The sequence below is a fragment of the Streptomyces sp. NPDC059169 genome, from assembly GCF_042755225.1.
Lineage (GTDB): Bacteria > Actinomycetota > Actinomycetes > Streptomycetales > Streptomycetaceae > Streptomyces.
Map to the genome: position 1 here is coordinate 12417 of NZ_JBHZCF010000026.1, position 25194 is coordinate 37610.

21 protein-coding genes are annotated in these 25194 nt (G+C 70.3%); 11 read left to right on the plus strand and 10 right to left on the minus strand.

Features of this window, described 5'->3' with window-relative positions; translation table 11 throughout:
• Positions 1 to 67 precede the first annotated feature (67 nt).
• From ACFXOM_RS33285 to ACFXOM_RS33295, 3 genes are read right to left on the minus strand one after another with little or no spacing between them, the layout of a single operon-like run.
• Positions 68 to 679 carry a TetR family transcriptional regulator gene (locus ACFXOM_RS33285; RefSeq protein WP_384940328.1) on the minus strand — a complete coding sequence of 204 codons (612 nt, stop codon included), beginning with the start codon at positions 677 to 679 and terminating at the stop codon, positions 68 to 70.
• Positions 676 to 1533, minus strand: a complete 858-nt coding sequence (locus ACFXOM_RS33290) for a sugar phosphate isomerase/epimerase family protein (protein ID WP_384940326.1) — start codon at positions 1531 to 1533, stop codon at positions 676 to 678. Before ACFXOM_RS33290 ends, ACFXOM_RS33285 begins: the two co-directional genes overlap by 4 nt.
• Positions 1534 to 1556: 23 nt before the next feature.
• Positions 1557 to 2489 (minus strand): Ppx/GppA family phosphatase, encoded by a 933-nt coding sequence (locus ACFXOM_RS33295; RefSeq protein ID WP_384940324.1) that lies wholly within the window; start codon positions 2487 to 2489, stop codon positions 1557 to 1559.
• Between the two features lie 40 nt (positions 2490 to 2529).
• Here ACFXOM_RS33295 and ACFXOM_RS33300 point away from each other — a divergent pair, with 40 nt between their 5' ends.
• Entirely contained in the window at positions 2530 to 3360 is an 831-nt protein-coding gene (locus ACFXOM_RS33300; RefSeq protein WP_384940322.1) for a hypothetical protein, read from the plus strand.
• Between the two features lie 176 nt (positions 3361 to 3536).
• Here ACFXOM_RS33300 and ACFXOM_RS33305 read toward each other — a convergent pair whose 3' ends face one another.
• Complete coding sequence (locus ACFXOM_RS33305) at positions 3537 to 5264, minus strand: hypothetical protein (protein ID WP_385041090.1); 1728 nt, start codon at positions 5262 to 5264, stop codon at positions 3537 to 3539.
• A 545-nt stretch (positions 5265 to 5809) separates the two neighbouring features.
• Here ACFXOM_RS33305 and radA point away from each other — a divergent pair.
• Together radA and disA are read left to right on the plus strand one after the other, a co-directional pair.
• A complete protein-coding gene (gene radA, locus ACFXOM_RS33310; protein WP_384940320.1) occupies positions 5810 to 7219 on the plus strand; it encodes a DNA repair protein RadA in 1410 nt (469 codons plus the stop codon).
• 44 nt (positions 7220 to 7263) lie between these two features.
• The gene (disA, locus tag ACFXOM_RS33315; RefSeq protein ID WP_384940318.1) at positions 7264 to 8397 is read left to right on the plus strand and encodes a DNA integrity scanning diadenylate cyclase DisA; all 1134 of its coding nucleotides are present in this window, start codon (positions 7264 to 7266) and stop codon (positions 8395 to 8397) included.
• A 170-nt stretch (positions 8398 to 8567) separates the two neighbouring features.
• Here disA and ACFXOM_RS33320 read toward each other — a convergent pair whose 3' ends face one another.
• Positions 8568 to 9392, minus strand: coding sequence for a hypothetical protein (locus ACFXOM_RS33320; protein ID WP_384947065.1), 825 nt, complete (start codon positions 9390 to 9392; stop codon positions 8568 to 8570).
• Between the two features lie 551 nt (positions 9393 to 9943).
• On the opposite strand from ACFXOM_RS33320, the gene ACFXOM_RS33325 reads away from it, so the two are divergent.
• The 5 genes from ACFXOM_RS33325 to cseC all read left to right on the plus strand — a co-directional run bounded on the left by ACFXOM_RS33325 (position 9944) and on the right by cseC (position 14660).
• Entirely contained in the window at positions 9944 to 10894 is a 951-nt protein-coding gene (locus tag ACFXOM_RS33325) for an A/G-specific adenine glycosylase (RefSeq protein ID WP_384940314.1), read from the plus strand.
• A 168-nt stretch (positions 10895 to 11062) separates the two neighbouring features.
• Positions 11063 to 11641: a SigE family RNA polymerase sigma factor gene (locus ACFXOM_RS33330; RefSeq protein WP_384940312.1), complete on the plus strand. Its 579-nt coding sequence runs from the start codon at positions 11063 to 11065 to the stop codon at positions 11639 to 11641.
• Positions 11629 to 12348 carry a hypothetical protein gene (locus ACFXOM_RS33335; RefSeq protein WP_384940310.1) on the plus strand — a complete coding sequence of 240 codons (720 nt, stop codon included), beginning with the start codon at positions 11629 to 11631 and terminating at the stop codon, positions 12346 to 12348. The genes ACFXOM_RS33330 and ACFXOM_RS33335 overlap by 13 nt, the downstream gene beginning before the upstream one ends.
• 95 nt (positions 12349 to 12443) lie before the next feature.
• Entirely contained in the window at positions 12444 to 13148 is a 705-nt protein-coding gene (gene cseB, locus ACFXOM_RS33340; RefSeq protein ID WP_384940308.1) for a two-component system response regulator CseB, read from the plus strand.
• Positions 13149 to 13340: 192 nt separating this feature from the next.
• The gene (gene cseC / locus ACFXOM_RS33345) at positions 13341 to 14660 is read left to right on the plus strand and encodes a two-component system sensor histidine kinase CseC (RefSeq protein WP_384940306.1); all 1320 of its coding nucleotides are present in this window, start codon (positions 13341 to 13343) and stop codon (positions 14658 to 14660) included.
• Positions 14661 to 14999: 339 nt separating this feature from the next.
• Here the strand turns inward: cseC and ACFXOM_RS33350 are convergent, their stop codons facing one another.
• Complete coding sequence (locus ACFXOM_RS33350; protein WP_384940304.1) at positions 15000 to 16655, minus strand: MDR family MFS transporter; 1656 nt, start codon at positions 16653 to 16655, stop codon at positions 15000 to 15002.
• Between the two features lie 116 nt (positions 16656 to 16771).
• Between ACFXOM_RS33350 and ACFXOM_RS33355 the strand changes: the two genes are divergently transcribed.
• Entirely contained in the window at positions 16772 to 17338 is a 567-nt protein-coding gene (locus ACFXOM_RS33355) for a TetR/AcrR family transcriptional regulator (protein ID WP_384940302.1), read from the plus strand.
• A 5-nt stretch (positions 17339 to 17343) separates the two neighbouring features.
• Here ACFXOM_RS33355 and ACFXOM_RS33360 read toward each other — a convergent pair whose 3' ends face one another.
• Positions 17344 to 17949, minus strand: coding sequence for a M23 family metallopeptidase (locus tag ACFXOM_RS33360; protein WP_384940300.1), 606 nt, complete (start codon positions 17947 to 17949; stop codon positions 17344 to 17346).
• Positions 17950 to 18903: 954 nt separating this feature from the next.
• Between ACFXOM_RS33360 and dacB the strand changes: the two genes are divergently transcribed.
• Complete coding sequence (dacB, locus tag ACFXOM_RS33365) at positions 18904 to 20517, plus strand: D-alanyl-D-alanine carboxypeptidase/D-alanyl-D-alanine-endopeptidase (RefSeq protein WP_385041061.1); 1614 nt, start codon at positions 18904 to 18906, stop codon at positions 20515 to 20517.
• Between the two features lie 95 nt (positions 20518 to 20612).
• Here dacB and ACFXOM_RS33370 read toward each other — a convergent pair whose 3' ends face one another.
• Positions 20613 to 23141, minus strand: a complete 2529-nt coding sequence (locus ACFXOM_RS33370; RefSeq protein WP_384940296.1) for an ATP-dependent Clp protease ATP-binding subunit — start codon at positions 23139 to 23141, stop codon at positions 20613 to 20615.
• A gap of 429 nt (positions 23142 to 23570) precedes the next feature.
• Between ACFXOM_RS33370 and ACFXOM_RS33375 the strand changes: the two genes are divergently transcribed.
• Positions 23571 to 24218, plus strand: coding sequence for an SCO3374 family protein (locus ACFXOM_RS33375; protein ID WP_384940294.1), 648 nt, complete (start codon positions 23571 to 23573; stop codon positions 24216 to 24218).
• On the opposite strand, the gene ACFXOM_RS33380 is transcribed toward ACFXOM_RS33375, so the two are convergent.
• Together ACFXOM_RS33380 and ACFXOM_RS33385 are read right to left on the minus strand one after the other, a co-directional pair.
• Complete coding sequence (locus tag ACFXOM_RS33380) at positions 24149 to 24484, minus strand: Lsr2 family protein (RefSeq protein ID WP_384940292.1); 336 nt, start codon at positions 24482 to 24484, stop codon at positions 24149 to 24151. The genes ACFXOM_RS33375 and ACFXOM_RS33380 overlap by 70 nt on opposite strands.
• Positions 24485 to 24651: 167 nt before the next feature.
• Positions 24652 to 25191 (minus strand): amino-acid N-acetyltransferase, encoded by a 540-nt coding sequence (locus ACFXOM_RS33385; RefSeq protein ID WP_384940290.1) that lies wholly within the window; start codon positions 25189 to 25191, stop codon positions 24652 to 24654.
• Between the last annotated feature and the right edge of the window lie 3 nt (positions 25192 to 25194).

Below are 25194 nucleotides of genomic sequence, written 5' to 3' on the forward strand. Positions count from 1 at the left end.
ACGGGCCGGGACGCGCCCGGCTCCTCGCCACCGCACACCTCCCGCACGGCCCCGGTGAGCACCCGGCTCACGCCTCCGTCAGGTACCGCTGGAGCGTCGGTGCGACGAGCGCGACGATCTCCTCCGTGTCGACCGAGGCCAACGGCTCCGCCTTGATCACGTAACGCAGGACCGCGATGCCGATCATGTGGGACGCGGCGAGCTCCGCGCGGAACGTCGGATCCGGTACGTCCAGGTCTGCGGCCACCCGTTCCAGCAGCCGGCGCAGCACGACGCCGCGCAGCACCTTGGCCGCCGCGTCGTGCGTCAGCGCGGAACGGAGGATCGCCAGCAGGGGAGCGCGGGTCGCCGGGTTCTCCCAGACCCCGATGAAGTAGCGGGCCAGGCGTTCGCCGACGCCGTCCTTGCCTGCCCCGAGGATCGCCGGGACGACGAGCGCGGGCTCGAAGGAGACCTCGATGGCCGCGGCGAAGACCTCGTCCTTGGTACCGAAGTAGTGGTGGACGAGGGCGGGATCCACCCCGGCCGCCTTCGCGATGCCGCGGACGGACGTCTTGTCGTAACCTCGCTCGGCGAACTCCGTACGGGCCGCGTCGAGGATCCGCTCACGGGCGCCGGGGCCGGTGTCCGCCTCCGTGCGGGACGGGCGACCGCGCCGGCGGGGCGCCGCGCCGGTCACGACCCGGCCGCGGGATCCGCAGGGCCGCCCCGGCCCTGCACGGACGGACTCGGCGAGGCCAGGTGCAGCCGGGTGAAGGCCAGCGCCTCCGCGAGGTCCGCTTCGCGCTCCGCGGCGGACATCGCACGCCGGGTGTTGACCTCGATGACCACGTGGCCGTCGAAACCGCTCAGGGCGAGGCGCTCCAGCAGTTCGGCGCAGGGCTCGTCGCCCCGGCCCGGGACCAGGTGCTCGTCCTTCGCGGAGCCCTTGCCGTCCGCGAGGTGGACGTGGCCGAGCCGGTCTCCCATGCGGTCGACCATGGCCAGGGTGTCCGTACGGGACGTGGCCGTGTGCGACAGGTCCACCGTGAAGTGCCGGTAGTCCTCTTTGGTGACGTCCCAGTCCGGGGCGTACGCGAGCATCTCGCGGTCGCGGTAGCGCCACGGGTACATGTTCTCGACGGCGAACCGCACGTCCGTCTCGTTCGCCATCCGCCAGATCCCTGTGACGAAGTCCCGGGCGTACTGTCGCTGCCAGCGGAAGGGCGGGTGGACGACGACGGTCGAGGCCCCGAGCTTCTCGGCCGCTGCCTGCGCGCGCTGCAGCTTCACCCAGGGGTCGGTGGACCACACCCGCTGGGTGATCAGCAGACACGGCGCGTGGACGGCCAGGATGGGCACCTGGTGGTAGTCGGAGAGCCGGCGCAGCGCCTCGATGTCCTGGCTGACGGGATCCGTCCAGACCATGATCTCGACACCGTCGTATCCGAGGCGCGCCGCGATCTCGAAGGCCGTCGCCGTCGACTCCGGATACACCGAGGCCGTGGACAGCGCGACCTTCGCATCCGGGATGCGCACCACTGGTTCTGCCACGAAGGACAGATTACGGTCCCGCATCAGGGGGTGGGGAGGTGGTCCAGGCGGCGCAGGATCACGCCCTCGCGCAGTGCCCAGGGGCAGACCTCCAGCGCGTTGACGCCGAACAGGTCCATCGCCCCCTCCGCGACCATGGCTCCTGCCAGTATCTGGGCCGCCCGGCCGTCCGAGACGCCGGGCAGCGTGGCCCGCTGTGCGGAAGTCATGACGGCGAGCTTGGGAACCCACTGCTCCAGTGCGGCGCGGCTCAGATCGCGTTGGACGTACAGCCCCTCGCCGGAGCGTGCGGCGCCCGCGATCCGGGCGAGCTGCTTGAAGGTCTTGGACGTGGCGACGACGTGGTCGGGGCGTCCGAACCGGCTGAACTCGTGGACCGTGCGGGCGATCTCGGCCCTGACGTGCCGGCGCAGCGCCCTTACGTCCCCGGGGGACGGCGGATCACCCGGGAGCATCCCCGAGGTCAGTCGGCCCGCGCCGAGCGGCAGGCTGACTGCGGCGTCGGGTTCCTCGTCGATGCCGAACGCGATCTCCAGCGAGCCGCCACCGATGTCGAGGACGAGCAGCTTGCCGGCCGACCAACCGAACCACCGGCGAGCGGCGAGGAAGGTGAGGCGGGCCTCCTCCTCGCCGGTGAGGACCTGCAGGTCGACGCCGGTCACGGACTTGATGCGGGCCAGCACGTCGTCGACGTTGGTGGCCTCCCGCACCGCGGAGGTCGCGAACGGGAGCACGTCCTCGCAACCCTTGTCCTCGGCGGCTTGCAGCGCGCCCTCGACGGTGGCGATGAGCCGGTCGATGCCGTCGGGGCCGATGGCTCCGTCGGCGTCGAGCAGTTCGGCGAGGCGCAGCTCGGCCTTGTGGGAATGGGCGGGAAGCGGCCGTGCACCGGGGTGTGCGTCCACTACAAGCAGGTGCACCGTGTTCGAACCGACGTCGAGGACTCCGAGTCTCATGTACGGAACGCTACTGCGGCGGCGCGCATACGCTTGACTCGTGCCAAAGACGAAAAAGACGAAGCCGGGCAAAGTCTCGCCGGAGAAGCTCGACAGCAGCTCCCCGCGCGTCGAACCAGACGCTCCGGACGAGAAGGGGCTGGACTTTCCGCGCGCGTGGGTCGAATTCGCCGACCCCGCCGACGACGAACAGGTCTTCCGCTGCGACCTGACCTGGTTGACCTCGCGCTGGACCTGCATTTTCGGCAGCGGCTGCCAGGGCATCCAGGCGGGGCGGGCGGACGACGGCTGTTGCACGCTCGGCGCGCACTTCTCCGACGAGGACGACGAACAGCGGGTCGCTTCGCATGTGTCTCGACTCACACCCGACGTGTGGCAGTTCCACGACGTCGGCACGGGGTCCGGGTGGATCGAGGTCGACGAGGACGGCGAGCGCCAGACCCGTCGCTGGGAGGGCTCCTGCATCTTCCAGAACCGGCCGGGGTTCCCCGGCGGGGCCGGCTGCTCACTGCACATCCTGGCGCTGCGGGAGGGGCGCGAGCCGCTGGAGACCAAGCCGGACGTGTGCTGGCAGCTGCCGGTGCGCCGCACGTACGAGTGGATCGACCGGCCCGACGACACCCGCGTCCTGCAGGTGTCGATCGGCGAGTACGACCGCAGGGGCTGGGGCCCGGGAGGCCATGACCTGCACTGGTGGTGCACCTCTGCGACCTCGGCGCACGGCGCGGGCGACCCCGTCTACGTGACCTACCGCCCGGAATTGACGGAGCTGATGGGCAAAGCGGCGTACGACGTGCTGGTGGAGCTCTGCGAGGCCCGACTCGCATCGCAACTGCCGCTGGTCGCGCCGCACCCGGCGGATCCGCGCTGAGGCGCGCGGGAACCGGCGCCGTGTCGCGCGCGGCGGATCCGCACCGGCCCCCGCACGGCCGGCCACGGTATCGACCCGCGATCGCGCAGTTCTCACAGGGCAACGCGGAGAGCACCGGGTGGGCGGCACGGGCCCGCCCGGCCCTACGTAGACCGGCCTGACGCAGAATCGCTTCGTCAGTCGTTCGTCGCGGGGTCCGCGGACGGAGTGGCCGGCGGGGGCTCCGACGGGGACGGATCGGTGGCCGGCGGGGGCTCGGGGGGCGGCGACGGTTCCCCGGAGGGCTGCCCGGACGACGGGGAAGGATCCGGGGCGGGCGGCGGATCCGCCGACGGGGGCTGCTCCGGCTGCTGCGGAGGTGAGGGCGCGCCGTCGCCCGTGATCTGCACGACCGCCCCCGCGGGGTCGACGCCCACCCGCGCGCTCCACCGCCCGGACGGTTCCGCTCCGTGGTCCACGGAGATGCGGATGGTGACCGACTCCCCGGGACTCAGCGTGCCGTAGCTGGTGCTGGCGTGGAGCCAAGGGGCATCGCTCCACAGCGACCAGGAGACGGGGGCACCGCCGGACGCCGTGAGGGTGATCGACGTGACGTCGCCGAACGGTTGCGCCTCGACGGTGAGGCGGCCGGGTCCCCGCCCCGGAGCCGACGCGGTTCCCGGCGGTCCGGGGGGAAGGATCACCTCGACCGTGACTCCCCCCGCCCCGGTGCGCGGCATGCCGCCCGCGGCGTAGCCGAGCTCCTGCTCCTTGCGCGCGTTTCCCGCGTTCTCGTACTCCTCGTAGTCCTCGTAGTCCTCGTGCGGACTGCCGTGCAAGCCGTCGCGCCCGTCCGTCGCGCTCGCCGTCACCGAAGCGCCGTCGCGCCCCTCGCCGGCCTCCGGGGCACTCCGGTACGCCGCCCAGAGGGCGAGCACGGGCGCGGCCACGACCGTCGCGACGACGGTCGTCGTGATGGCACGGGCCCGGAGCCTGCCGCGGCGCGCGGCATGGTCTTTGGGGTCCATGGGGAAACCGTTACGGCCGAAGCGGGGGGTGTGGGCGCGGGCGCGGGGGACCCGCAGCATCGCCCGGTGGGCTTCGAGGCGAGGTGCGGCGACCAAGGGCAGTGGCGCCGCGGTCCCCGCGCCGGACGCGGCGGGCGCGACGCTCGATCCCGGCCAGGGGCCGGCCGCTCCGGCGTGCTCCGCGGCGCGGCGGCAACGCGGGCAGTCGTCGACGTGCCGGACGAGCTCGCGCCGCAGTGCGGCGGAGAGCAGCACCTGGTGGTCGTCGGCGAGCCGGGCGACGGACGGGCAGGTGCCGCTCTCGACGACGGCGAGCGCCGCGCGGGTGCGCTCCACCTCGCAGGCCGCGGAGGCGAGCAGTTCGCGCGCCGCGGTCTGCTCCATGCCGAGCACGGCGGCGACTTGGCGCGGGCCGAGCCGGTGGCGCACCGCGAGCTCCAGCGCCTCGCGCTGCTCGGGCGTGGTCCCCGCGGCCTCCGGCCAGGCCAACCGGGCCAGTTCGGCGCGGTGTCGTTCGGCAGCCTCGGCCGACGCCTGGGGCACCGTTTCTTCAGCCCGTGCGGAGGAGTCTGCGCCGTGCGTCCCCGCGCCCTGCCTCCGGCGGCGGCGCTGCTCGCTGAGCGCCCGCAGGCAGGACCACCTGGCGAGGGCGTACAGCCAAGCCTTGCCCTCGGCCTCATCTGCAGGGCAACGCCCCTGCTGTCGCTCGGAGATGGCCAGGACCTCACCGAGCACCGTCGTCGCCGACGCATGGTCACAGAGCACCGACAGGCAGTACGTGAACAGCCCGTCGAGGTGCTCCTCGTATCGCGCGGGCGGGGTCTGCCCGAGCGTCTGCCCGGGCGCACGGCGGTGGGCCCGGTGTGCGCCGGTGGTGTCCGCGGGGGGTTCCAGCATGCTGCTCGTCACTCGGTGACCGTAGGCAGTGCGAGGCACATTCTTCACGGCAGTTGGGGGCATTTAGCCCCTACGGGTGAATGTATCCCTCGAAAGAGGACAGGTGCACTTGCCGGCGAATCGGTAGTTGTGCTTACCGGTCGCCGACAGGTGTCCCAGACTCGGCTGAGGGTGTGATGCGGTTGGGTCGGTTGGGTGCGATCCACGGGGTGACGCCGACGGACAGCCCCGAGCCCCCGTGGACCCCGCAGGGGTGCGCACGCCGGTTCACGGGTCGGTCCGCCCGCAGCGCGGCCGTGGTGCGCCGACGAGCGGTCACGGCCGCGCAGCCCACGGGCCTCCCCGGCCGGACGGGACTCCGACGCGCGCCCGGTACCGCGCCGGTGCGGGAGCGAGGAACGACCGTCCACGCGTCCGCAACGCCGCCTGCTCGCACACGGCCACGGCGCGGGGCGATGTGGTTCGAGCAACGACTGGGGGCGGGGCCCGTATCCGGAATCGGCCGACCGCCACCGATGTCAGCGGGGCCCGCTACGGTTTCCCGCATGGCTGCCCGTACGAAGACTTCCAAGGACCGGCCGTCCTACCGTTGCACCGAATGCGGCTGGACGACCGCCAAGTGGCTCGGCCGCTGCCCCGAATGCCAGGCGTGGGGCACGGTCGAGGAGTACGGTGCGCCGGCGGTCCGGACGACCGCCGCGGGCCGGGTGACCAATGCCGCACTCCCCATCGGCCAGGTGGACGGGCGGCAGGCCACGGCCCGCACCACCGGCGTCGACGAGTTGGACCGCGTGCTCGGCGGCGGCCTCGTGCCGGGCGCCGTCGTCCTCCTGGCGGGCGAGCCGGGCGTCGGCAAGTCCACGCTCCTGCTGGACGTCGCCGCGAAGGCCGCGAGCGACGAACACCGCACGCTGTACGTCACGGGCGAGGAGTCCGCGAGCCAGGTCCGGCTGCGCGCGGACCGCATCAACGCGCTGAACGACCACCTGTACCTCGCCGCGGAGACCGACCTCTCAGCCGTCCTGGGCCATCTCGACGCCGTCAAGCCCTCGCTGCTCGTCCTCGACTCCGTGCAGACCGTCGCCTCCCCCGAGATCGACGGGGCGCCGGGCGGGATGGCCCAGGTCCGCGAGGTCGCCGGTGCACTGATCCGGGCGTCCAAGGAGCGGGGGATGTCCACGCTGCTGGTGGGCCACGTCACCAAGGACGGCGCGATCGCCGGTCCGCGCCTGCTGGAGCACCTCGTCGACGTGGTGCTGCACTTCGAAGGTGACCGGCACGCCCGCCTGCGCCTCGTCCGCGGCGTCAAGAACCGCTACGGGGCGACGGACGAGGTCGGTTGCTTCGAACTGCACGACGAAGGCATCACCGGGCTCGCCGACCCGAGCGGGCTGTTCCTGACCCGTCGCGACGAACCCGTCCCGGGCACCTGCCTCACGGTGACCCTGGAGGGCCGCCGTCCGCTCGTCGCCGAGGTGCAGGCACTGACGGTCGATTCACAGATCCCGTCACCCCGGCGCACCACCTCCGGCCTGGAGACTTCCCGCGTGTCGATGATGCTGGCCGTGCTGGAGCAGCGAGGCCGCATCAGCGCCCTCGGCAAGCGGGACATCTACAGCGCGACGGTGGGAGGCGTGAAGCTCTCCGAGCCCGCCGCGGACCTCGCTGTCGCCCTCGCGCTGGCTTCCGCGGCCAGTGACACCCCGCTCCCGAAGAACCTGGTGGCGATCGGCGAAGTGGGGCTCGCGGGCGAGGTGAGGCGGGTCACGGGCGTCCAGCGGCGGCTGGCCGAGGCACACCGCCTGGGCTTCACGCACGCCCTGGTTCCGTCCGATCCGGGCAAGGTACCTCTCGGTATGAAGGTCATAGAAGTCGCGGATATGGGTGATGCGCTCAGGGTCCTCCCGCGAGGGCGTCGGGCAGAGGCCCCACGGGGGGAGGACGCGCGCCGGTAGACTTTGCCCTGGTCTCGCCCATCCGTACGAGCCGGAGGAGTGCAGTGGCAGCCAACGACCGGGCAGCAGCACCCGGAAAGTCCGGCGGAGGCTCCGGGGGATCCGGCACGGAAGCGCTGATGCGCGCATCACTCAGTGCGGTCGCCCCGGGCACCGCGCTGCGCGACGGCCTGGAGCGCATCCTCCGGGGCAATACCGGCGGCCTGATCGTCCTAGGTATGGACAAAACGGTCGAATCGATGTGCACGGGCGGCTTCGTGCTGGACGTGGAGTTCACGGCCACCCGGCTGCGCGAGTTGTGCAAGCTCGACGGTGCCCTCATCCTCGACAAGGACATCACCAAGATCCTCCGGGCGGGGGTCCAACTCGTGCCCGACGCGTCGATCCCGACCGAGGAGACCGGCACCCGGCACCGCACCGCGGACCGCGTCTCCAGACAGTGCGGCTTCCCCGTCATCTCCGTGTCGCAGTCGATGCGGCTGATCGCGCTCTACGTCGACGGTGAGCGCCGGGTCCTGGAGGAGTCCGCGGCGATCCTGTCCCGGGCGAACCAGGCCCTGGCAACGCTGGAGCGGTACAAACTGCGGCTGGACGAGGTCGCCGGCACGCTCTCCGCGCTGGAGATCGAGGACCTGGTGACCGTGCGGGACGTCACCGCCGTTGCCCAGCGGTTGGAGATGGTGCGGCGTATCGCCACGGAGATCGCCGAGTACGTGGTCGAGCTGGGCACCGACGGCCGGCTGCTCGCACTCCAGCTCGACGAGTTGATCGCGGGCGTCGAGCCCGAGCGGGGTCTGGTGATCCGGGACTACGTGCCGGAGCCGACGGCGAAGCGGTCCCGCACCGTCGACGAGGCACTCGCCGAGCTGAACGACCTCACGCACGCAGAGCTGCTCGAACTGCCCATCGTGGCCAGGGCACTGGGCTACAGCGGATCGCCCGAGACACTCGACTCGGCAGTGTCGCCGCGCGGTTACCGGCTCCTCGCGAAGGTGCCCCGGCTGCCCGGTGCGATCATCGAGCGTCTCGTGGAGCACTTCGGCGGGCTCCAGAAGCTCCTCGCCGCGAGCGTCGACGACCTGCAGACGGTCGATGGCGTGGGCGAGGCACGCGCCCGCAGCGTCCGCGAGGGGCTGTCGCGCCTCGCGGAGTCCTCCATCCTGGAGCGCTACGTCTAGCTCTCACCCTGGAGCGCCACCTCTAGCACTCCGTCTGACGCTCCGTCTGAGGCTGGACCACGACACGGCTCGCGTCCGCCGTCGTGGTGTCGTACCGGTCCAGCCGGGCCGAACAGCGCCTCGTCGCCACCCTTCAGCTCCGTCAGGGGTCGGTTCCGACCGTCAGGCCGTCAGCTCTCCTCCAGGCGGAACGACGCGGGAGCCACCGTGACGCCCGGGAACGCGGCTTCCAGGAGGTACGACCCCGGGGCCGCGGCCCCGGGGGGCGGTGTGGCGCACTGCGGGGAGCTCTTGCGGCGGTCCCAGTCGATGGCGTGGGTGACGGTCCGGCCCGCGGGGACCTTGAGCAGCATGGTGCCGCTGCCGTCCGGGCAGTCCTTGGACGACCAGGTCCGGGCGTCCTTGCCGCTATTGATGGCCGACACCGTCAACACGGCTGTCTTCGGCCCGAGGTCGGCCTTGCAGGTGACCGTCGAGGTGTTGTGGACGGCGAACTCAAAACGCGGTTTCTCCCCCGGCCCATAGGTGGGTTGGAGGCTGCGCACCGTCAACTTCAGTGCACTCGGCGCGCATTCCGGGAGAGCGGATCCGACGGGAACCTGCTCCCCGACGCTCGTGCCGCCGCCGTTCGCCGCCCCTCCGGCACCCGGGTCGCCGTTCTTGCCGCCCGTGGTGCTCCCCGCGTTCGTACCCGCACCCGCGCCGGTGGACGTACCCGTGCCGCCGGTACCGCCGGAAGCACCCGACTCGTCCCGCCCGCCGGGCTGTTCGGTGATCGCGGTGCCCGAACTCTCGGGCCCGGGCGTGATGGAGGTCGCGGGTTTGCCGCCGCCCGGCTTGGCATCGTCGCCGCTCTTCTGCCCGCCGGTGTCGCCGGAAGTGACGGCCCATGCGATCAGCAGCGCGAGCAGCGCCAGCACGGACAGCGCTACGGCCCTCCGTCGCCAGTAGATGGAGGAGGGAAGCGGCCCGACCGGATTGCGCAGAGATCCCACGCACCGAACTGTACGAGAGATCGGCGCCAACTCCCGCCCCAACCGCCGCTCATGCGTCGCAATTGTGCCGATCATCATCACGGGCCGCCGGATTCGCCCCTTGCGAGTCCGGTTTCCGTCGCGCGACGCCACCGTGCACCCGCCCCCGCCCCACCCCGGCGGCTACGGCCGGCAGGGCCGTGTGCCGGAGGCTGCGCGGCACGGATGCCCGACGGGTGCCTCCCCGCCGACGCGGACGGAGCGCGCCAGGCCGCCTCCTCCCCCGCGGCCCGGCCGGAAGGGCCCGGCCGGGCCCGAGGAGAACGCGAACGGCGGCCGTGCTCACCACCGCACCCGTCTCGAGGGCCCCGACGACCCCGGTCGGGCGCGGGAGGCCGGACCCGCGGGGACACGTCCGCACCCTCCTGGTCGGTGGCGGCTCGTGGACCGCCCGGGACCGGTCGGCGGCGGTTCCTGGTCCGGCACCCTCCTGGCCGACACGCACGCCGCCCCGGCCGTCACGGAGCGCATACGTCGCGCACGGCGCTGAACATGCCAGGATCGGAACTGCCATGACTGCGACCGACATGCCCTCCCCCGCGACCGACGTCCCCTCCGACCCGGACGGCCTTGCCGGCGTTGCCGAAGCCGCCGCAGGCCTCCACGCCCCCGTCCTCGCCTGGTTCGACCAACACGCTCGTGACCTGCCCTGGCGCCGCCCCGAGGCAGGCGCATGGGGAGTGATGGTCAGTGAGTTCATGCTGCAACAGACACCCGTCAACCGGGTCCTGCCGGTGTACGAGCAGTGGCTGGCCCGCTGGCCCCGCCCGGCCGACCTCGCAGCCGAGGCACCGGGCGAAGCCGTGCGCGCCTGGGGGCGGCTCGGCTACCCCCGCCGCGCGCTGCGGCTGCACGGCGCCGCCGTGGCGATAACGGAGCGCCACGGCGGAGACGTACCGCGCGACCATGCGCAGCTGCTCGCACTGCCCGGCATCGGGGAGTACACGGCGGCGGCAGTGGCCTCGTTCGCGTACGGACAGCGGCACGCCGTCCTCGACACGAACGTCCGCCGGGTGTTCGCCCGCGTCAGCAGCGGTGTCCAGTACCCGCCGAACGCGACGACAGCGGCCGAACGCAGGCTGGCCCGCGCCCTGCTGCCCGAGGACGAGGCGACGGCGGCCCGTTGGGCTGCGGCGTCGATGGAGCTCGGCGCGCTCGTCTGCACGGCGCGCAACGAGGACTGCTCGCGCTGCCCGGTCACCCGGCTGTGCGCCTGGCGGGTGGCCGGGAAACCGGCGCACGACGGACCGCCCCGAAAGGGCCAGACCTACGCGGGTACGGACCGCCAGGTACGCGGAAAACTCCTGGCCGTGTTGCGCGAGGCGGTGGCGCCGGTCCCCCGTGCCACCCTTGACCGGGTCTGGGACGATCCGGTCCAGCGGGACCGCGCCCTGGATGGGCTGGTCTCGGACGGTTTGGTGGAGCCACTTGAGAATGATTGGTTCCGCTTGCCTCTCACCTGAGAATCACCGGCGACACGCCTGTTACACAACCGATGGATGGCCGTGCGCCCTCCGACGGCTTCTGCGCACAGCCCCGTGACAACTCGTCCGTAGCTTTCTTGCTCGTAAGAACGACCACGGAAACACACGGCTTGTCACGGGGCTTGGACGGGGACGGAGGCGGTTGGAATGGCGCACGGCGAGGTGCTCGAATTCGAAGAGTACGTGCGTACACGACAGGAGGCGCTGCTGCGCAGCGCACGGCGCCTCGTCCCCGACCCGATCGACGCCCAGGACCTGCTCCAGACCGCGCTGGTGCGCACCTACGGACGCTGGGACGGCATAGCCGACAAGTCCCTCGCGGACGCCTACCTGCGCCGCGTCATGATCAACACGCGGACCGAGTGGTGGCGTGCCCGCAAGCTCGAAGAGGTCCCGACGGAGCAGCTGCCGGACGCGAGCGTCGACGACGCCACCGAGCAGCACGCCGACCGGGCCCTGCTCATGGACGTGCTCAAGGTGCTCGCACCCAAGCAGCGCAGCGTCGTGGTGCTGCGGCATTGGGAGCAGATGAGCACCGAGGAGACAGCTGCCGCACTCGGCATGTCGACCGGTACGGTGAAGAGCACGCTGCACCGGGCGCTCGCCCGGCTCCGCCAGGAGCTGGAGAGCCGTGAGCTCGACGCCCGGACCCTGGAGCGCATGAACCGTACGGAGAAGACGCACGCACGTCGCGAGGAACGGGGGCGGGAGCGTTGCGCGGCCTAGCCAGTGACGACAGCAGCCCCGGGGACGGGATAGCCGCCGGCAGCGGCACCCGCAGGCGGGGAGGCTTCGGCCCGTGGGCGGCGAGTGGCACGGCGATGGCCGGGCTCGCCGCCCTCGGGCTGCTCACGGCCGGCTGCTCGGCGGGCGTCACGGGGGTACGCGACGAGGGCGTCGCCCGCAACGACCCGGTGGCGAAGTCGCCCGCGACCACGACGCCCTCGAGCTCCACCTCGTCGGTGAAGAAGGTCGACGTGGTCCGGCTCCTCAAGGAGGACCCGAAGGTCAGCAAGCGGGTGAAGGCCGACCTCAAGCCGTGCGTCGCGGACGCCTATCCGATCGACACGTCCTACGGGAGCCTGACCGACGGCCCCGTGCCGGACGTGGTGGTGAACGTGATGACGTGCGGTGACGCCGTGGGCGTTGCGACGTACGTTTACCGCAGGGACGGCGACGCATACAAGAATGTCTTCATGCAGGAGGAGCCGGCGGTCTACTCCACGATCGATCGCGGGGACCTCGTCGTCACCAAGCAGGTGTACGGCAACGGCGACACGGTGTCCTACCCCTCCGGCGAGATCGTGACCACCCATCGCTGGGCGGGCAGCAAGTTCACCGAAAGCGATCGGGTGGAGAACGAGTACAGCAAGGCGGTCGGCGGCGACGAGGAAGTGGACACGCCCCTACCGACCGCACAAAGCAACAATTGACCACCAGAAGATGATCGATGTCGATGGGAAAGTAATCGACTTTCGTCATCATTGATCATCACTGATCGAGAGAGAAGAACCGAGAGAGCTACGGGATGGCCGAGACACATGTCCTGTTCGTCGAAGACGACGACGTCATCCGCGAGGCCACCCAGCTCGCGCTGGAGCGCGACGGCTTCGTGGTGACCGCCATGCCGGACGGACTGACCGGTCTCGAGGCGTTCCGGGCGAACAGGCCGGACATCGCCCTCCTCGACGTGATGCTCCCGGGGCTGGACGGCGTCAGCCTGTGCCGCCGCATCAGGGACGAGTCCACCGTGCCGGTGATCATGCTGTCGGCCCGCGCCGACTCGATCGACGTCGTCCTCGGCCTGGAGGCGGGCGCGGACGACTACGTCACCAAGCCCTTCGACGGCGCGGTACTCGTCGCGCGGATCCGTGCCGTGCTGCGCCGCTTCGGTCATGCCGGAGGCGCGGCCGGCGACACCGGCGAGCAGGGCGAGTCCGATGAGCGCGGGGTGCTCACCTTCGGTGATCTGGAAGTCGACACCGAGGGCATGGAGGTACGGCGGGCCGGTGTACCGGTCGGTCTGACGCCGACGGAGATGCGGCTGCTACTGGAGTTCTCGTCCGCACCGGGCACGGTGCTGTCGCGGGACAAGCTGCTCGAACGCGTCTGGGACTACGGGTGGGGCGGGGACACGAGGGTCGTCGACGTCCACGTCCAGCGACTCCGTACGAAGATCGGCCAAGACCGCATCGAGACGGTCCGCGGCTTCGGCTACAAGCTCAAGGCATGATGCGACCCGCCCTGCAGACCCGGCCGCACGGCCCGGGGGCCGCACCCGCGCCCCGCGTCACCCACCGCCTTCCCCACACCCCAGAACAGGACCCCGCATGAAGCGCCTCGCCCTGCGCACCGGGGTCCGCCGGCTCCACCACCCGGGGGACACCCCCCGGCCCCCCGGCCACACCCCAGAACAGGACCCCGCATGAAGCGCCTCGCCCTGCGCACCGGGGTCCGCTGGAAGATCAGCATCGCCATCGCCGGGGTCGGCGCACTGATCGCCTTCGCTCTCAGCCTCGTCGTGCACAACGCGGCCCGCGTGTCCATGCTCGACAACGCGCGCGACCTGCAGATGAGCCGGCTGCTGCTGTCGCAGCGGATGTACGAGACCACCAAGCCGAAGACCGACCCCAAGCTCGGAGCCAAACTCAACGATCCCGACCTCCCCCGGCCGCTCCGCCACGTGCTGGCGGGTGGCCACCAGGCGACGTTCGTCCAAGAAGGCGGCGAAGCCCCCGAGATCTGGGCGGCCGTGCCGCTGGGCAACGGCGACGTGCTGTCGATGCACAGCCGCATCGCCAACCGCAGCACGGCAATCATGAATGATCTGGATCGTGCCCTCGTAATCGGCTCGGTGTCAGTGGTCTTCGGGGGCTGCGCGCTCGGCGTGCTGATCGGCGGCCAACTGTCCCGGCGCCTGCGGAAGGCCGCCGCGGCGGCGGGCAAGGTCGCGCAGGGCAACACGGACGTACGGGTACGCAAGGCGGTCGGCGGCGTCGTCCGGGACGAGACCGACGAGCTCGCGCGCGCCGTGGACGCACTGACCGACGCCCTGAACGAACGCATCGAGGCCGAACGCCGGGTCACCGCGGACATCGCGCACGAACTGCGCACGCCGGTGACCGGTCTGCTCACCGCTGCGGAACTGCTCCCGCCGGGACGCCCTACCGAACTGGTGCGCGACCGTGCGCGGGCCATGCGCACCCTGGTCGAGGACGTTCTGGAGGTGGCCAGACTCGACGGCGCATCGGAGCGGGCGGAACTCCAGGAGATCGCGCTCGGCGAGTTCGTCACGCGCCGCGTCACCGTGCTCGACCCCGACGTGCACGTGCGTGTGGTGCACGAGTCGTGGGTCAACACTGACCCGCGACGACTGGAGCGCATCCTCCTCAACCTGCTGACCAACGCGGCCAAGTACGGCCGGCCGCCGATCGAGGTGACCGTCGAGGGACGCGTGGTCCGGATCCGCGACCACGGGCCGGGCTTCCCCGAGGCACTGCTGCGCGAGGGCCCGAGCCGCTTCCGCACGGGTGCGAGCGACCGCGCCGGCACGGGCCACGGCCTGGGGCTGACCATCGCTGCCGGGCAAGCACGCGTCCTCGGAGCCCGACTGACCTTCCGCAACGCGGGCCCCAGCGGCGTCTTCGGCCCGGGCGAGGACCAGGGCGGGGCCATCGCCGTCCTCTGGCTGCCCGAACACGCACCGACGAACACCGGTAGCTTCCCGATGCTGCTCCAGGACTGACGCGCGGCCTTTCCCCCTCCGGGCCGTGCGGGAAGCATCGCCGTACGCCCTGCAGCGGGCTCCCCGGCGGGGTCCGGGGCTGCCACGGCACGTCGGAGCGGGTCCGCCACAACGCTGCGCGGTGCGACGTGGACGCACCGTGCAACCGCTGCCCCTCGTCGGGCGCGAACGTCGGCGAACGGCCGCACGCTTCAGGCGCCCGCCGATCCGCCGTCGCGCGGTCGTCGTCGCGTCCCGGCGGTCCGCCCCTTCCGGGCACCCACCGACAGCGGCCCCGGCGCCTGTGCACCGGGGCCGCTGTCCCGAGGGAACCGAGGGGCGGGGCCGAACCGCCAGAGGTCAGACCCGGTCGGCCAGCTCGGTGTCCGCCACCGCGCCGCCCTCCGGGTCCCGGCCGGCCGTACTGCTCTCGGCCGGCTTCGGCCCAGCGCCCTTCAGCGGCACCTCCTTGACGAAGAAGGCCGCCACGAAGCCGATCACCGCGACCGCCGAGCCGAGCAGGAACGCGGCGTGCGTTCCCGAAGCCACTGCGAACTGGTACGCCTCACGCACCTGCTCCGGCAGCTTGGCCAGACTCGCAGCGTCGAGTTGCGCGGACTTCGTGGTGATCGCGGCTCCGCCCCGGGCCGCCATCTCGTCCTGCACCCTCGAGGTGAAGAGCGCCCCCATGATCGCAACGCCGAACGACGATCCGAGGGTACGGAACAACGTGGTGGCGGAGGACGCCACACCCATGTCCTTCATCTCGACGCTGTTCTGTGCGACCAGCATCGTGATCTGCATCAGGAAGCCCATGCCCGCGCCGAGCACCGCCATGTAGAGGCCGGAGGTGAGCCGCGTGGTGCCGGTGTCCATCTGCGCCAGCAGGAAGAGGCCCACCACCATCAGGGCTCCGCCGACGATCGGGAAGATCTTGTACTTGCCGGAGTTGGTGGTGACCCGACCCGCGATCAGCGAGACGACCATCATCGACAGCAGCATCGGCAGGAGCAGCAGACCGGAGTTGGTGGCGGACGCGCCCTGCACCGACTGCTGGAAGAGCGGCAGGAACAGCACGGCGCCGAACATCACGAAGCCGGTCAGGAAGCCGATCGTCGACATGAGGCTGAAATTCCGGCTGCGGAAGATGTGCAACGGAATGATCGGCTCGGACGCCTTGGACTCCACGAGGACGAAGCCGACGAGCGCGGCGACGCCGATCGCGATGAGCTCCATGATCACTGCGGAACCCCAGGCGTATTCCGTACCGCCCCAGGTGGTGACGAGCACGATCGAAGTGATGCCGACCGTGAGCAGCACCGTACCCAGGTAGTCGATGCGCTGGGTGCCCCGCTGCTTCCTCGGCAGGTGCAGCACGATCGTGAGCATGGCCAGGGCGACGGCCCCCAGAGGCAGGTTGATGTAGAAGCTCCAGCGCCAGCCCCAGTGGTCCGTGATGGTGCCGCCGACCAGCGGCCCGCCGATCATGGCGAGGGCCATCACACCGGCCATCATCCCCTGGTACTTGCCGCGCTCCCGGGGCGGGATGAGGTCGCCGATGATCGCCATGACGCCGACCATCAGGCCGCCCGCACCGAGACCCTGCACGGCTCGGAAGCCGATCAGCTGCCCCATGTCCTGGGCCATACCGCTGAGCGCCGAGCCGGCCAGAAAGATCACGATCGAGGTGAGGAAGACGCCCTTGCGGCCGTACATGTCGCCGAGCTTGCCCCAGATGGGGGTGGAGGCTGCAGTGGCCAGGGTGTACGCGGTGACCACCCAGGACAGGTGCTCGAGTCCGCCGAGTTCACCGACGATCGTCGGCATCGCGGTGCCGATGATCATGTTGTCGAGCATGGCGAGCAGCATCGCGATCATGAGCGCGAGCAGGACGACGCGGACACTGCGGGCCTGCGGGGCGACGGTCACCCCTGCTGCTTCGGCTACGGACTCCCCGCCGGGTGCCCCGGGCACGCGCCCCGAGGGCACCGCCCCCTTCTCTTCGCGTCCAGCCATCGGCTCCACTCCCCCTACACGCACTTACTTGCCGCCCGGCAAGTTGACTACACTTGCGGACGGTAGCTTTGTAACTAGCCGGTCGTCAAGTAAGTATTCGTTTCAGGAGAGTCTCCATGGCCCGAGGCAACACCCGCCAGCGCATCCAGGACGTCGCCTTGGAACTCTTCGCCGAGCAGGGCTACGAGAAGACCTCGCTCCGGGAGATCGCCGAGAAGCTCGAGGTCACGAAAGCCGCGCTCTATTACCACTTCAAGACCAAGGAAGACATCGTCATCAGCCTCTTCGAGGACGGGACGCAGCCGATCGACGAGCTGATCGCCTGGGCCGGGGAGCAGCCGCACACCCTCGACACCAAGCAGGAGATCCTCCGGCGCTATCACGCGGCCCTGCTCGGGGCCGCGCCGCTCTTCCGCTTCGTGCAGGAGAACCAGGCGACCGTGCGCGAGCTGAGCATCGGCGACTCCTTCAAGGAACGCCTGTTCGCCCTGTTCCAGCTGATCCAGGAGCCCGAGTTCGCCACCGCCGACCGGGTCCGCTGCATCAGCGCCCTATTCACCCTGCACGCGGGCATGTTCTTCCTGCAGAACGTCGAGGGCGACCCCGAGGAGAAGCGCGAAGCCGTCCTCGAGGTCGCAGTCGATCTGGTGACCCAGGCCCATCGTCACGGGCGCCCGGAGTAGGTGAATCAGACCGTGACGCCCACGGAGCGCAGGAACGCCACCGGGTTGATGCCCGAGCCGTAGTTCGGAGTGGTCCGAATCTCGAAGTGCAGGTGCGGACCGGAAGAGTTGCCGGTGTTGCCGGACAGCGCGATGGTCTGGCCCGTCTTCACGCTCTGCCCGATGCTCACCTTGATCTTCGACAGGTGGGCGTACTGCGAGTACCGGCCGTTGGCGTGCTTGATCACGATGGCGTTGCCGTACGCGGAACCGTCGCCACCGCCGTACGGTCCGGCCTTGACGACCGTACCGCTGTGCGCGGCCTTGACGGTGGTACCGACCGGGACGGCGAAGTCCTGGCCGGAGTGCTTGTGGGACCACATGGCACCGCCCTGGTTGAAGCTGGCGGAGAGGGTGTAACCCACGACCGGCTTGACCCAGGACGAGCTCTTCTTGGCGGCCTTCGGCTTCGCGGCGGCGGCGGTCGCGGCCACGGCGGTCTTCGGCGCGTCGGCGGACGCGACACCGGCACCGGCTCCGACGACCATCACGGCGCCGAGACCGGCAGCGACGACGGCACCACGGGTACGGAGCGCGGACGGGCGGAAACGGTTGGTGGTGCGCTTCGACATGCGGGGGAACCTCCGGGCTGGACGGGCATGAATCGACCCGGCGCAGGAGCACCGGGCCAGACCTTGGTAACCCGGACCCACAATCCATCTCAAACCCCCCTGTCTACGACATTCCGTCGTAGACAGGGGAGTGTGACCGGAACCCTTGACGAAGACAAACCTTTAGTCCCGCAATGTCCGGAATCTACTGACACATAGCTGTTTAACCGCACGTAGCAGCCCTAGGGGCGCGACATCCGCCCCGGAAGGCGCCTCTGGCACATCACACAGGCCGAAGCCGCGCCCCGTCGGGGGCGCGAGGTCGTCCCGCGCCGCCCCACATTCCCCACTAAGCCGCCTAGTAGGGCCGGAATCGTCTGTGCGCCTTGTCACGGCCCGTGGGACCTAAGACCTTCCGATTCGGGACCTACGTCCCGTTGCTTTCGTTCGCCGCTCGGTGTGACGCAGGTCGCTCCACCTGTGCATTTCCACGCTTCTCGGGGCTTTCGACGGAGAAGGAGCCGCCCCCGTGGAGCCCGCCGACCGAGGCCGTTCCAGGTCCGGACCCGCCAGGTCACCGGGACGGAACTCCGAGGACGCCTCGGCGGGCCATCCGCCCTCCGCCCGCCCCTTCACGGGCAGCGCCCGCCAAGCGAGGAGGCGCTACACCGACGGTGTTCGGCGGCAACTGCGGTTCACGTCCGCGGCGCCCTCCCGCGGAGCCGAAATCCGAGACGGTGTGCGCTGCCCGCCCCCCTTCGGGAGGATCGGCGCCCCGATCCGTCCGGTCTCCACCGCCTCCGGAGCGTGCGCGTGCCCCACGGGCCGACGACAACCCGCCCCCGGCGAAAGGTCCGGTGACGGCCCACCCGGCGTCGGGGATAGGTTCACGGAATCGGCGTAGCGCCACGGGTCGGGCGTTCTTCCCGCCCCACCCCGCGTCCGTCATGCTCGTGAGGCATGAGCAGACCCGTGATGAGCACGAACCGCCGCGGGCACCGACCCCGCGGCCGTCTCCGCCGCACCTGGTCCTGGTCGCTGACCCTCGGCCTCGTGGCCGCCCTCACCTGGAACGCCGGCGGTACGCCCGCCGGAGCCGGCCCCTCGGACACCGGCCTCAAGGGCGCCATCGACGCGATCCTCGCAGACCCCCGCCTGGACGGTGGTGCCGCGAGCGTCGTCGTCACCGACGCGACCACCGGCCAGCGGCTCTACGAACACGCCGACGGCGACCGCCTCATGACCGCGTCCAACACCAAACTGGCCACGTCGACCGCGGCGATGGCCCTGCTCGGCCCCGACTACCGGTTCCGCACGGACGTCCTGACCACCGGCCGCCTCCAGCACTCCACCCTGACAGGCGACCTCTACCTCCGCGGTACCGGCGACCCGACCGCACTCGCCGCCGACTACGGTCGGCTCGCCGCCCGGTTGAGCGCCTTGGGCATCCGCAAGGTGACCGGGCGCATCGTCGCGGACGACACCCGCTTCGACCGCAACCGGCTCGGTTCCTGGGCGGCCGATGACGAGTCCGCGTACTACTCCGCGCAGATCTCACCGCTGACCGTCGCCCCCGACACCGACTACGACGCCGGTACGGTCATCGTCGAAGCCACCCCGGGCGCCAGACCGGGGGAGAGGCCGCGGGTGAAACTCACTCCGGCCACCGGATACGTGCGCGTCGACGTACGAGGCACGACGGTCCCCGCCGGGCAGGCCGACACCCTCTCCGTCGAGCGCGAGCACGGCACCAACACGATCGTCGTCAGCGGCGCCGTTCCCGTCGGTGGCGCCGCCACCAAGGAATGGATCAGCGTCTGGGAGCCGACCGGCTACGCAGCCGCCGTCTTCGCCGACGCCCTCGCCGGCCACGGGATCCGGGTCTCCGGCAGTCCGCGGCTCGGCAACGCCACGCCCGCCGGTGCGAAGCTCCTCGCCACCCACGCCTCCATGCCGCTCAAGGAGCTGATGCGCCCCTTCATGAAGCTGTCCAACAACATGCACGCCGAGGCGTTGGCCAAGGCGATCGGGTACGAGAAGTCCCACGTGGGCAGCTGGGACGCGGGCCTCACAGCCATCGGCGGATACCTGGAGGAGGAGGGTGTCGACATCGCCCAGCTCCGCCAGGTCGACGGCTCCGGGCTGTCCCGGAAGAACGTCTTCCCGGCCGAGCAGCTCACCCGGCTGCTGCTCACGGTCCGCAAGGCGCCCTGGTTCGCCGACTGGTACGCCTCACTGCCCGTCGCGTGCAACCCCGACCGCACGATCGGCGGCACCCTGCGCACCAGGATGTGCAACACCCCCGCCGCACTCAACGCCCGCGCCAAGACGGGCTCTTTGACGGGAGCCTCCGCCCTGTCCGGCTATGTCGACGACGCGGCCGGCCGACGGCTCGTCTTCAGCATCGTCCTCAACAACTACCTCGCTCCCTCCGTGAAGGGCATCGAGGACGCGATCGTGGTGACGCTCGCGAAGTCCGACACGGCCCGCGGGAAGATCGCCGCCGTACCGGTGCCCCACCCCCGGAGCGGCGCACACCCCGCTCCCGACGAGCTCGAATGCGCGTGGCGGAAGCCCGCGCCCTGCTGATCCGACCGCCCCGGCGGCACGACCACTCCCCATCACGGCGAAGGGGCTGTCCCGGACCAGAGGTCCGGGACAGCCCCTTCGAGCCTGGTGGCCGCTCAGGCGTCCTTGGAGAGGTTCGGCCCGGAGCCACCCGCCGCCGACTCGATCGGCGGGACGTCCGGGAGCGCGGACTTCTCCTCACCGCGGAAGGTGAACTTCTTCTCCTCACCCTCGCCCTCGGTGTCGACGACCACGATGTGACCGGGACGGAGCTCGCCGAAGAGGATCTTCTCCGACAGGACGTCCTCGATCTCGCGCTGGATCGTGCGGCGCAGCGGACGGGCGCCGAGCACGGGGTCGTAGCCCTTCTTGGCCAGGAGCGACTTGGCGGTCGAGCTGAGCTCGATGCCCATGTCGCGGTCCTTCAGGCGCTCGTCCACCTTAGCGATCATGAGGTCGACGATCTGGATGATGTCGCCCTCGGTGAGCTGGTGGAAGACGACCGTGTCGTCGACGCGGTTGAGGAACTCGGGCCGGAAGTGCTGCTTGAGCTCTTCGTTGACCTTGGCCTTCATCCGCTCGTATCCGGTCTTGACGTCGCCCTGGGCGGCGAAGCCCAGGTTGAATCCCTTGGAGATGTCCCTGGTCCCGAGGTTGGTCGTCATGATGATGACCGTGTTCTTGAAGTCCACGACCCGGCCCTGGGAGTCGGTCAAACGACCGTCCTCCAGGATCTGGAGAAGGGAATTGAAGATATCGGGGTGGGCCTTCTCGACCTCATCGAAGAGGACGACGGAGAACGGCTTCCGGCGGACCTTCTCGGTGAGCTGACCGCCCTCCTCGTAACCCACGTATCCGGGCGGGGATCCGAAGAGACGGGAAACCGTGTGCTTCTCACTGAACTCCGACATGTCGAGGGAGATCAGGGCGTCCTCGTCACCGAAGAGGAATTCGGCGAGCGTCTTCGAGAGCTCGGTCTTACCGACGCCGGACGGGCCGGCGAAGATGAACGAACCACCCGGGCGCTTCGGGTCCTTCAGACCGGCGCGGGTACGCCGGATCGCCTGGGACAGCGCCTTGATGGCGTCCTTCTGCCCGATGACGCGCTTGTGGAGCTCGTCCTCCATGCGCAGCAGCCGGGAGGACTCCTCCTCCGTCAGCTTGAAGACCGGGATGCCGGTCGCCGTGGCGAGGACCTCGGCGATCAGCTCGCCGTCGACCTCGGCGACGACGTCCATGTCGCCGGCCTTCCACTCCTTCTCCCGCTTGGTCTTCGCCGCCAGCAGCTGCTTCTCCTTGTCGCGCAGGGAGGCTGCCTTCTCGAAGTCCTGGGAGTCGATCGCGGACTCCTTGTCCCGGCGGACGCCGGCGATCTTCTCGTCGAACTCGCGCAGGTCCGGCGGCGCGGTCATCCGGCGGATGCGCATCCGGGAACCGGCCTCGTCGATCAGGTCGATCGCCTTGTCCGGCAGGAAGCGGTCCGAAATGTACCGGTCGGCCAGGGTCGCGGCCTGGACGAGCGCCTCGTCGGTGATGGAGACGCGGTGGTGCGCCTCGTAGCGGTCGCGCAGTCCCTTGAGGATCTCGATGGTGTGCGGCAGCGACGGCTCCGCGACCTGGATGGGCTGGAAGCGGCGCTCGAGGGCCGCGTCCTTCTCCAGGTGCTTGCGGTATTCGTCGAGCGTCGTCGCACCGATGGTCTGCAGCTCGCCGCGGGCCAGCATCGGCTTCAGGATGCTCGCGGCGTCGATCGCGCCCTCGGCGGCACCCGCACCCACGAGGGTGTGGAGCTCGTCGATGAACAGGATGATGTCGCCGCGGGTGCGGATCTCCTTGAGGACCTTCTTCAGGCGCTCCTCGAAGTCACCGCGGTAGCGGGAGCCGGCGACCAGTGCACCGAGGTCCAGGGTGTAGAGGTGCTTGTCCTTGAGGGTCTCGGGCACCTCGCCCTTGACGATGGCCTGGGCGAGGCCCTCGACGACCGCCGTCTTGCCGACGCCGGGCTCGCCGATGAGGACCGGGTTGTTCTTGGTACGGCGGGACAACACCTGCATGACCCGCTCGATCTCCTTCTCGCGCCCGATGACCGGGTCGAGCTTGGACTCACGAGCGGCCTGGGTGAGGTTCCGGCCGAACTGGTCGAGGACGAGGGAGGTCGAGGGGGTGCCCTCGGCCGGGCCGCCGGCGGTGGCGGCCTCCTTGCCCTGCTGGTATCCGGAGAGCAGCTGGATGACCTGCTGCCGCACCCGGTTGAGATCGGCGCCGAGCTTCACGAGGACCTGGGCTGCGACGCCCTCGCCCTCGCGGATCAGGCCCAGGAGGATGTGCTCCGTGCCGATGTAGTTGTGGCCCAGCTGAAGGGCCTCGCGGAGCGACAGCTCCAGCACCTTCTTGGCACGAGGGGTGAAGGGGATGTGCCCGGACGGGGCCTGCTGGCCCTGGCCGATGATCTCCTCCACCTGCTGGCGGACCGCCTCGAGCGAAATCCCGAGGCTCTCCAGGGCCTTAGCGGCGACACCCTCACCCTCGTGGATAAGGCCCAGGAGGATGTGCTCGGTGCCGATGTAGTTGTGGTTGAGCATCCGGGCTTCTTCCTGAGCCAGGACGACAACCCGCCGCGCGCGGTCGGTGAACCTCTCGAACATCGTTAATCGCTCCTCAGAGCGGTCAGTCAGTTAGGGGTCGATCCCCTCCCTGTCCTTCCGCAGCTTAGTCCCGCAAGCGGGGACCGCTCATTCCAACTGCCGACACCCGTCGCTGGCCTCCTGCCCCGAACGCCGACAAATGCTCCAACCTGATGGTGCGAGACGATGTTCCCGCAGGCCAGGCAGATACCCGCGCCATCAGTACGCCGATGGCGAACGCGAGACGCCGAAACCTGCGTGTCGCCCGTCCCCACAAGGGATGTCTTACCCGTAAGCGGGGACACTCCATGCCGAGCAGGGCGGTTCCCTCAGCTACGGGCGAACATCCTTGCGCCCCCGAACAGGCCCGGACTCCCCCTCATCCACCACTCCGTGCAACGCCCCACCCATCGTGCGTAACCACACGGGGGTCTGAGAAGTTCCCGGAGTATGGCCCACACCGTCCCACCACCCCGGATGCCGCTCGACAGCGGACGCAGGGCGCGGTGGTACGAGGACAGGCTCGGCTGGACGACGGCCGACGGGCCGCCGGTGCAGCTGTTCACCGGCCTGCACTTCGACGTTCTGGAGCTACCGGCCGACGCCGGTTTCCTGCTGCTGAAGCGCTGGGTAAGGACCGGCCCCGTGGCCCTCGAGGGGAACCGGATGCGGCTGCTGGTGGCCGCCGGCAGCGCTGAAGAGCTGCCGGGACTGCTGGGCTGGCTGGAGTGGGGCGGGATCGGCCTCGGCCTCTCCGCCCTCGGCCCGGGCGGGGTAATGGTCGCGCCCGCACCGCCCGGGATCACCGATCCTCACGCCCCCCGGGGGGCCGCGGTGTGGTTGCGGCCCCCGGAGCCGGGACGTGACGTGGAACCGTTGCTCCCGGCGCTCGCCCCCGTCGGGCACAGCGCCGGGCCCGGGGGCGGTGGGGGCACCCCCGACCTCGTGCGGCTGGTGGACGCGGCGGCGAACGCCTGCCACCGGGCCCGCCTGCTGCGCACGAACACGGCCCCGCCGAAGGCGCACGCTCAGGCGTTGGCCTTCTCGTATGCCTCTCGGATCTCCGCGGGAACACGGCCGCGGTCGTTGACGCTGTAGCCGTTCTCCTTCGCCCACTTGCGAATCTCAGCGGTGTCCTTGCTGCCTGTCGCGGCGGCACGGCCCTTTCCGCGGCTGGTCGTGGCACGACCGCCGGTACGCCGACCGCTCTTGGTGTACGGGTCGAGCAGGCCGCGGAGCTTGTCCGCATTGGCGGTGGTGAGGTCGATCTCGTAGGTCTTGCCGTCCAGAGCGAACGTCACGGTCTCGTCCGCCTCGCCACCGTCGAGGTCGTCGACAAGAAGGACCTGAACCTTCTGTGCCACCGGATTTCCTTTCATCGAAAATGCAGTACGCGGAAAGGAAACCGCTTTTCTCTGGAAAACACAAACCCTTGGCAGAGGTTCAGAACCTCGAGAACGCGGGAAACGTACGCGATTCGGACATAGGACTCCACCCCGGCGTTCGGCTCCGCTTCCCCGCGATGCGGCGGTCACAGGTGCAGAAGCATGCGACTGTTGCCCAAGGTGTTCGGCTTCACCCGTTCGAGACCGAGGAACTCGGCCACGCCCTCGTCATAGGAACGCAGCAGCTCACTGTAGACATCTCCGTCGACCGGAGTCTCCCCGATCTCGACGAAGCCGTGCTTCACGAAGAAGTCGACTTCGAAGGTGAGGCAGAATACGCGGCGCACACCCAGCCAGCGGGCCGTGTGGAGCAGCTTGTCCAGGACGTGGTGACCGACCCCGTGGCCCTTGAACTGGGGGTCGACGGCGAGCGTGCGCACTTCCGCGAGATCCTCCCACATGACGTGCAGGGCGCCGCATCCAACCACTCGGGCGTCGGAGTCCCGTTCCGCCACCCAGAACTCCTGGATGTCCTCGTAAAGCGTCACCGTTGCTTTGTCGAGCAGGATGCCTTCGCTCACGTACGGGTCCACGAGACGGCGTACCGCCGGTACATCACTGGTCCTGGCTCGCCGGACGGTGACGACATTTGCTGCGGCATTGGGAAGCGGAAGCACTGACGACATGAC

Excerpts from the sequence above, each read along its gene's own strand:
- ACFXOM_RS33295 (WP_384940324.1), bottom strand. The coding sequence starts at position 2,489 with ATGAGACTCGGAGTCCTCGACGTCGGTTCGAACACGGTGCACCTGCTT.
- ACFXOM_RS33305 (WP_385041090.1), bottom strand. The coding sequence starts at position 5,264 with ATGCTGGAACCCCCCGCGGACACCACCGGCGCACACCGGGCCCACCGC.
- radA (WP_384940320.1), top strand. The coding sequence starts at position 5,810 with ATGGCTGCCCGTACGAAGACTTCCAAGGACCGGCCGTCCTACCGTTGC.
- ACFXOM_RS33325 (WP_384940314.1), top strand. The coding sequence starts at position 9,944 with ATGACTGCGACCGACATGCCCTCCCCCGCGACCGACGTCCCCTCCGAC.
- ACFXOM_RS33330 (WP_384940312.1), top strand. The coding sequence starts at position 11,063 with ATGGCGCACGGCGAGGTGCTCGAATTCGAAGAGTACGTGCGTACACGA.
- cseB (WP_384940308.1), top strand. The coding sequence starts at position 12,444 with ATGGCCGAGACACATGTCCTGTTCGTCGAAGACGACGACGTCATCCGC.
- cseC (WP_384940306.1), top strand. The coding sequence starts at position 13,341 with ATGAAGCGCCTCGCCCTGCGCACCGGGGTCCGCTGGAAGATCAGCATC.
- ACFXOM_RS33350 (WP_384940304.1), bottom strand. The coding sequence starts at position 16,655 with ATGGCTGGACGCGAAGAGAAGGGGGCGGTGCCCTCGGGGCGCGTGCCC.
- ACFXOM_RS33355 (WP_384940302.1), top strand. The coding sequence starts at position 16,772 with ATGGCCCGAGGCAACACCCGCCAGCGCATCCAGGACGTCGCCTTGGAA.
- ACFXOM_RS33360 (WP_384940300.1), bottom strand. The coding sequence starts at position 17,949 with ATGTCGAAGCGCACCACCAACCGTTTCCGCCCGTCCGCGCTCCGTACC.
- dacB (WP_385041061.1), top strand. The coding sequence starts at position 18,904 with ATGAGCACGAACCGCCGCGGGCACCGACCCCGCGGCCGTCTCCGCCGC.
- ACFXOM_RS33370 (WP_384940296.1), bottom strand. The coding sequence starts at position 23,141 with ATGTTCGAGAGGTTCACCGACCGCGCGCGGCGGGTTGTCGTCCTGGCT.
- ACFXOM_RS33375 (WP_384940294.1), top strand. The coding sequence starts at position 23,571 with ATGGCCCACACCGTCCCACCACCCCGGATGCCGCTCGACAGCGGACGC.
- ACFXOM_RS33385 (WP_384940290.1), bottom strand. The coding sequence starts at position 25,191 with ATGTCGTCAGTGCTTCCGCTTCCCAATGCCGCAGCAAATGTCGTCACC.